The organism is Azospirillum sp., from assembly GCF_035628975.1.
Classification (GTDB): domain Bacteria; phylum Pseudomonadota; class Alphaproteobacteria; order Azospirillales; family Azospirillaceae; genus Azospirillum.
In genome coordinates this window covers 42,791-48,790 of sequence record NZ_DASPIS010000028.1, presented here as the reverse complement: position 1 = coordinate 48,790, position 6,000 = coordinate 42,791, and the positions used below count along the sequence as shown (strand labels likewise).

Annotated in this window: 5 protein-coding genes and 1 pseudogene; 3 read left to right on the top strand and 3 right to left on the bottom strand. The window is 67.6% G+C overall.

Annotation, left to right across the window (positions count from 1 at the left end):
- The 3 genes and pseudogenes from VD964_RS05805 to VD964_RS05795 form a co-directional block, all read left to right on the top strand.
- Window positions 1–161 (top strand): annotated as a pseudogene (locus VD964_RS05805) (succinate--CoA ligase subunit alpha); the annotation flags it as partial.
- 123 nt (window positions 162–284) lie between these two features.
- Window positions 285–1,220: an IclR family transcriptional regulator gene (locus VD964_RS05800; RefSeq protein WP_324866496.1), complete on the top strand. Its 936-nt coding sequence runs from the start codon at window positions 285–287 to the stop codon at window positions 1,218–1,220.
- 412 nt (window positions 1,221–1,632) lie between these two features.
- Window positions 1,633–2,631 (top strand): NAD(P)H-quinone oxidoreductase, encoded by a 999-nt coding sequence (locus tag VD964_RS05795; RefSeq protein WP_324866494.1) that lies wholly within the window; start codon window positions 1,633–1,635, stop codon window positions 2,629–2,631.
- Window positions 2,632–2,644: 13 nt separating this feature from the next.
- Here the strand turns inward: VD964_RS05795 and VD964_RS05790 are convergent, their stop codons facing one another.
- The 3 genes from VD964_RS05790 to VD964_RS05780 form a co-directional block, all read right to left on the bottom strand.
- Window positions 2,645–4,108, bottom strand: coding sequence for a hypothetical protein (locus VD964_RS05790; protein WP_324866492.1), 1,464 nt, complete (start codon window positions 4,106–4,108; stop codon window positions 2,645–2,647).
- 12 nt (window positions 4,109–4,120) lie between these two features.
- On the bottom strand, window positions 4,121–4,720 hold the full coding sequence (locus tag VD964_RS05785) for a BON domain-containing protein (protein ID WP_324866490.1): 600 nt from the start codon (window positions 4,718–4,720) through the stop codon (window positions 4,121–4,123).
- A 208-nt stretch (window positions 4,721–4,928) separates the two neighbouring features.
- Complete coding sequence (locus VD964_RS05780; RefSeq protein ID WP_324866488.1) at window positions 4,929–5,783, bottom strand: N-acetylmuramoyl-L-alanine amidase; 855 nt, start codon at window positions 5,781–5,783, stop codon at window positions 4,929–4,931.
- Between the last annotated feature and the right edge of the window lie 217 nt (window positions 5,784–6,000).

The window sequence follows — 6,000 nt, the reverse complement described above, 5'->3', positions numbered from 1 at the left end:
CGGCTCCTCCGGGCCGCCGCATGGGCCATGCCGGCGCGGTGATCTCCGGCGGCAACGACACCGCCGACTTCAAGATCGACTTCATGAAGTCGGTCGGCATCGCCGTCGCCGACAGCCCCGCCAGCCTGGGCTCCACCATGCAGTCGATTTTCAAAGGTTGACCGGTACCCCGCGGGGCCGCCGTTCGCGACGGTCCCGCGGTTCAAGCGAAGCTTCTGTCACTCACGCCATCAGCCGCAACAGACAGGCGCAACAAACGCGCCGGACCCCGAGGGAGATGGGACATGAAAGCGCAAGCCCGCACCAACAGCATGACCGCCGCCGCCATCGCACGCCGGATCATCCACGACGACCCCAGCGAGGGCGCCGCGGCGATCATCAAGTCGGCGATCATCGAGGCGCCGCGCGAGAAGAACGACAACGGCAAGGCCGACGCCAAGGCCGAGCGCGGACAGGTGGTGCAGTCGCTCTGCCGCGCGCTGAACATTCTAACCATTCTCGGCGCCAATGATGGTCCGATGACCCTGACCGAGCTGGCGGAAGCGGCGAACCTGTCGCCTTCCACCACCCACCGCCTGCTGACGACCCTGCAGTACGAGCGCTACGTCCGCTTCGACCAGAGCGCGCGCGGCTGGGTGGTCGGCGTCCAGGCCTATATGACCGGCGCCAACTTCCTGAAGACCCGCAATCTGGTCGATGTCGCCCGTCCCCGCATGCGCCGCCTGATGGAGGAGAGCAGCGAGATCGTCAATCTGGCGGTCGAGGAGAACGGCGAGGCGCTCTATCTGGCCCGCGTCGGCGGTCCCCGCGCCGCCCAGGTCGCGGTGCCGCAGACCGACCGCACGTTGCTGCATTGCTCCGCCGTCGGCAAGGCCCTGTTGGCCGGCATGACCGAGACCAAGGTGCAGACCATCGTGACCCAGCGCGGCATGCGCCAGTTCACCCGCAGCACCTTGTCGTCGTTGCCGGCGCTGTACCGCGACCTGACTTTGGTCCGTTCGCGCGGCTATGCCCTGGACCAGGAGGAGCGGGTGTCGGGCCTGCGCTGCGTCGCCGCCCCGATCTTCGACGAGAATTCCCGTGTGATGGGAGCCCTGTCGCTCTCCGGCTCCAGCCGGCGCATCGAGGATGCGCGGCTGCGCGCCCTGGGCGAGATGGTCAAGCGCGCCGCCGCGGCGGTGACGCAGGAACTGGGCGGGCGCGTTCCGGTTCCGAACTGATCCAGTCCACACACGGTCAAGCAGCATGCGAGACGCCAAGAGCTGACGGCAGGTGGTGCACGTCGGCATATCCTCCCTGGCGCACTAAAGGCCGCGTTCCTGACGGAGCGCGGCCTTCTTTCTTGGAAATAAAGCCGTTTCCACGGAATGGAAAAGAGGTCGATTTCTCGGGAGTTACCGGCAGGTTGGTGCGATTGTCTGTCTCGGGAAAGGCGTTCCTTTCTCATCGGGCGGATGTGTTGTTTTGCATGTTCGCGCTTCTCTCGGAGACTGGCCGTGCTGATGACAGCACGGCCATTTTTTTGACTTTTCCGCAGGACGAAATCGGATCCATCGCCGCGTGGACGCACCTTCCTCCGCAGCGACACAGTGCCCCAAATCCATCACGACGACAGGGCAGGGGACGATCCGAATGACAGACTCCAGAAGCATGACCGCGATCGAAGTGAGCCAGCCCGGCAAGCCGGAGGTGCTGGTCCCGGCGCGCCGCCCGGTCCCCGATCCGGCGCCCGGCGAGATCCGCATCGCGGTCCAGGCCGCCGGCGTCAACCGGCCGGACGTGCTCCAGCGGCTCGGCAAATACAACCCGCCGCCGGGTATCAGCGACATCCCCGGCCTGGAGGTCGCCGGCACCGTCGATGCACTGGGCGAGGGGGTGGAGGGCTGGTCCGTCGGCGACCCCGTTTGCGCCCTGCTGGCCGGCGGCGGCTATGCCGAGTTCTGCGTCGTGCCCGCCGCCCAATGCCTGCCGATCCCCGCCGGCCTGTCTATGGCAGAGGCGGCGGCCTTGCCGGAGACCTTCTTCACCGTCTGGTCGAATGTGTTCGAGCGCGGTGCGCTCCAGCCCGGCGAGGCTCTGCTGGTCCATGGCGGCACGTCCGGCATCGGCACCACGGCGATCCAGCTTGGCGCCGCTTTCGGTGCGCGGGTCTTCGCCACCGCCCGCGGGGCGGAGAAATGCGGCGCCTGCGTCCGGCTGGGGGCCGAGCGGGGCATCGACTATGGCACCGAGGATTTCGTCGCGGTGGTCAAGGAAGCGACCGGCGGGGCGGGCGTGAATGTCGTGCTCGACATCGTCGGCGGCGATTACGTCGCCCGCAGCATCGACGCGTTGGCGGTCGAGGGACGCTATGTCTGCATCGGCTTCGTCCGAGGAGCGACGGCGACCGTGAATTTCTTCCCCGTCATGACCAAGCGGCTGGTGCTGACCGGCTCCACCCTGCGGGCGCGCCCGGTCGCCTACAAGCAGGCGGTGGCCGAGCAGCTCAAGGCCCGCGTCTGGCCGCTGATCGCCGAGGGGCGGATCAAGCCGGTCGTCCACGAGGTATTCCCGCTCGAATATGCAGCCGACGCCCATCGGCTGATGGAGAGCAACCAGCATGTCGGCAAGCTGGTGCTGGCGGTGGGGTGAGGGAACTCCCCCCTCAGTCCAGCATCGGCAGGCCGGACTCGATCCGGACCAGCGCGGCCAGCAGCGGGGCGCCGATGTCGCGGCGGACGAAGTTGCTGGCCTTTTCCGCGGCGTTGATCGCCAGCTGGAAGCTGCGGCGCCAGCGGTCATCGTTGTAGAAGGCCTTCTCCGCCTTCGCCCGCTGCGCCAGCAACCCCGGCCGGCGGCCGGCTGCATCGTCGACCAGCTTGTTTAGGCGGTTCATCAAATCGTTGGCCGCAGCCGGCTCGCCGCGTTTCATCGCGGCCTCGACCAGTTCGGCGAAGGCCTCGCCACGGGTGTCGATATCGGCCACCTGCTCGGCATAGGCGACAGCCATGCCGGTCTCGCCGCGTTTGGCCAGTCGTCCGAGCACGGCCGGGATCGTCCAGGGATTCTCGTCCTGCACGGTGCTGAGCAGGCCCAGCGCCAGCTTCGGCTCGCCGATGTCGGCGGCGGCCACCGCCAATTCCGGCGGGCAGCAGTCGCCGCGGGTTTCCTTGAACTTGGAGAACTGCGTCTCGACCGTGTTCAGGAACAGGGTGCGGGCCTGCGCCTCCTTGCCGGCGCGCAGCAGCGACTGGGCGACCAGTCCAAGCTCCCAGGCGCAGTTGTGGCTGGACGCATAGTTCTTGGCCTCGTCCGCCAGCGCGTTGGTCAACGCGGCGTCACCGCGCCAGGACGCCGCCTTGGCGATGTCGGCGAGGTTGTAGATGCGGGTGGAGCAGTCGTTGATCTGCCGGGTGATGTCGAGCGCCAGCGGCGTCTGACCCATCAGCGACAGCGCGCGGGCGACGAACAGATCCTGGCCGGAGCTGTCGGCGACGCCGCCGCGGCGCACCGCGCTGACGAAGGGGGCCATGATCTCCTTGGCGCGGCCGGGATCGCCCAGCTGCTGGTAGGCGACGGCCAGCGACAGCCAGTCCCAGCGGGCGGCATTGATCGGCGTCTCCACCGGCGGCAGCATCTCGCCGATGCGGTGGAGGAAGCACAGGCTGCCCAGCGCGTCGTTGCAGACCAGCGCCCGGATGCGCGAACGGAATTCGTAGAAATCGAAGTCGCCGACGAACTGGTTGGTGACGAGCTGTACCGCCAGCGGGCTGTCGGGATATTTCGTCACGATCTCGTTGAACAGCTTGTCCGCCTCCTTCAGCAGGCGGGACTCCTCGGCGACGTCGAAGGTGTTGTCGGCCTGCCGGATCAGCTGCAGAGCCTGGACGAACAGGCGGTTGGCCGGGCCGGGCGTGCCGGCGGTAGGGTTGTCCGCCCCGCCGCCATCCTCCGTCACGACGCCCGCCATCACGGCGCCGCCCGTCACGGCGCCTCCCGTCACGGCCTCGCCCGTCACCGCGTCCTGCGCCATAACGGGACCGGCCACGGCCGCCGCCGGCAGGATCAGGGCGGCGGCGACGGTGGCGGTGCGGAGTGCGGCGAGGACGCGGGAAAGGGCGGAGGCCATGGCGGTCGGGTTTCAACCCTGGAGGTTTGAGAGCAGACGGACGTAGCTGACGACGCGTTGAACGTTGGGAACCGAACGGGCGTGCTGGATCGCGCGGTCCAGCTCTTCCTGAGAAGCGGCGACACCCATCAGATAGACAACGCCATCGACGGTATCGATGCTGTAGTTCTGGCTATGAATATCCGCATCGAACGTGATCCGGCTGCGAAGCTGGGTCGAAATCCAGGTGTCGCGCGCGGTGTCGACGATGCTGGAGCCGTTGTCGATCTGGATCTCGTTGATGACTTCCTTGACGCCCTGCGCCTGCCAGGCGAGGCGCACCGCGTCGAGCCGCATCTGCGGGTCGGCGGCGCGGCCGGTCAGCAGCACGCGGCCCTGGTCGACCGTCAGCCCGATCCGGTTGGTCATGTCGACCGAATGCTGCAGCCACAGCGAGTTGATGCGGGCACGGATTTCGGTGTCGCTGACGAAGCCGCCGAAGCCGCGTTCCTGCGACGCCACCACCGCGGCGCCGCCGGCGGTGCCGAGCAGCAGAGGCCCGCAGCCGGCCAGCGAAACCCCGGCCGTGCAGGCGAGCGCGAACAACGTCCCAAGGCGGCTCAAACCCGTCACAGCGTGCCTCCCTTCGCCAGCGTGCCGAGCGCCGGGCGGATGCGGCGCGCGGCCGGAAAAAGTCACGGCGGAACGGCGTTTGCAATGGGGAAATTCGGAGCCTTCACCAGTCATCGTCACTTTGTCCCCAGGTGATGCACGGATGTTGCAGTCGCTGCGGCTGCGAAGGGATGATCGCCGCAACGCTTCGGGCAGTCTCAGGGCAAAATCAGGCGAAAGCTGGGCTGGAGAGCACGCTCGCGATTTCTCGCGCCAGGACGCGGGAAACCACCCGGCGCGCCGTGGGATCGCTCAGGATTTCCTCGTCCTTCGGGTTGGACAGGAAACCGGTCTCCACCAGCACCGATGGCACGTCCGGCGCCTTCAGCACCGCGAAATTCGCCGCGCGCATCGGGTTGTCGAGCAGGCGAAGCTCCTTCCCCGCCCCTTCAACCAGAAGCTGGCGGGCGGCCAGCGAGGCATGGCGGGTGTGGCGCGCCGTCAGGTCCATCAGGATGTCCTTGACGATGCGGTTGCCGCCGCCGGTCCCCCGCTTGCCGAATCGGTCCGCCTCGTTCTCCTGCTGGGCAAGGCGGGAGGCGAAGGCGTCGGACGCCTTTTCGGACAGGATGTAGGCCGACATGCCGCGGGCATCGGCATTGGGGGCGCTGTCGGCGTGGATCGACACGAACAGGTCGGCTCCGGCCGTGCGCGTCAATGCCACCCGTTCGTCCAGCGCCAGGAAGCGGTCGTCGCGCCGCGTCAGCTTCGCCGTGATGCCGTGCCGCTCGGCCAGCAGGCGTGCGACCTCGCGGGCGATGTCCAGCGTCACCGCCTTCTCGTGGGTGCCGCGGGTGCCGATGGCGCCGGGGTCGGCGCCGCCGTGGCCGGGATCGAGCATCACCAGCCGGGACCGTGGGGTGGACTGTGGCGAAGTGCCGCTGGCCGGCTTGCGCTCCGGCCGCTGCTGGCCGGCGAGGGCGGAGCCGGACGAGAGAGGCTGCGCCAGCGCGAGCCCCGCCGCACCGAACGCGGTTAACCAAAGCTTGCTCAGCCCGAGCCCAAGCAGCTGTCGACGATCCATGGCGAAAAATACCGTGCTGCAAGTGAAGGAAGGGCTGCGACGTGCGATCGCCCTATCCGTTGCTCTACCCCGATTCGTTAACCAATGCGGTGACGAATAAGTATTGTCAAGGCCGGGCAGGTTACCATTCCTGAATATTTGTGAGCGTCCCGTCATCCGGGCAGACTTGACGGAACGAGGATTCGACAGACGTGATTGATTGCTTGATGACAGTCTG